The following is a 715-nucleotide window of genomic DNA, read 5'->3' as shown; positions in this document are numbered from 1 at the left end:
AACGACTGCTGGCGGATGTGGGGGTGTATTTCCGGTTTGAAACGCATGGCGAGCATCATTGTGATGTGATGGTCATCAGTGATAACGAGCAGGGGTATGGGCAGGCGTCGGATATCCGTTACCAACCGCCCAGTGGCACCCTGGATGGTGGACGGGAAAGTGTCTGGGACATCACCTTGCGCAGTCAGGTCGTCGAATCCTCGGTTAAGGTGCAGGATTATAACTACCGCGATGCCAACGCCAGTTTCGTTGGTGAAATCAACAGCCAGCCGAAAGACACCACCACTTATGGCACCGATTACCGTTATGATGAGCATTACAAAGGTCTGACCACACACGGTCAGGCAGAGAAAGACGGGGAAGAGGAAGATAACAACAACAATAACAATAACGACAATAACAACAATAACGACAATAACAACAATTATCACAATAGCAATGACAATGACAATGACAATGACAAGAGCCATCATAACAGCGACAATCCTTACGACAATGCGGTGGAAAGTGGTAACTGGTATGCGCGAATACGTCATGAACACGCCATCAGTCAACAAACTATCATCCACGGGAAAAGCAATCATGCCAATCTGACACCGGGTCAACGCATACAGATTAACGGTAGTCCATGGATGGACATTGATGAGGGCGTCATAATATTAAGTGTGGAAGGGCAAGGCAACCGCACCGAAGCTTACGAACTGCGTTTTACCGC

1 protein-coding gene is annotated in these 715 nt (G+C 48.4%); it reads left to right on the top strand.

Annotated features, from left to right (window positions below):
• Positions 1 to 715, top strand: a 715-nt coding sequence (locus tag J3U19_RS11435; RefSeq protein WP_267346375.1) for a phage late control D family protein, incomplete at both ends; no start/stop codon positions are given.

Source organism: Gilliamella sp. B2828 (genome assembly GCF_026537125.1).
Taxonomy (GTDB): Bacteria; Pseudomonadota; Gammaproteobacteria; order Enterobacterales; family Orbaceae; genus Gilliamella.
This window is presented reverse-complemented; position numbering and strand designations above follow the sequence as displayed.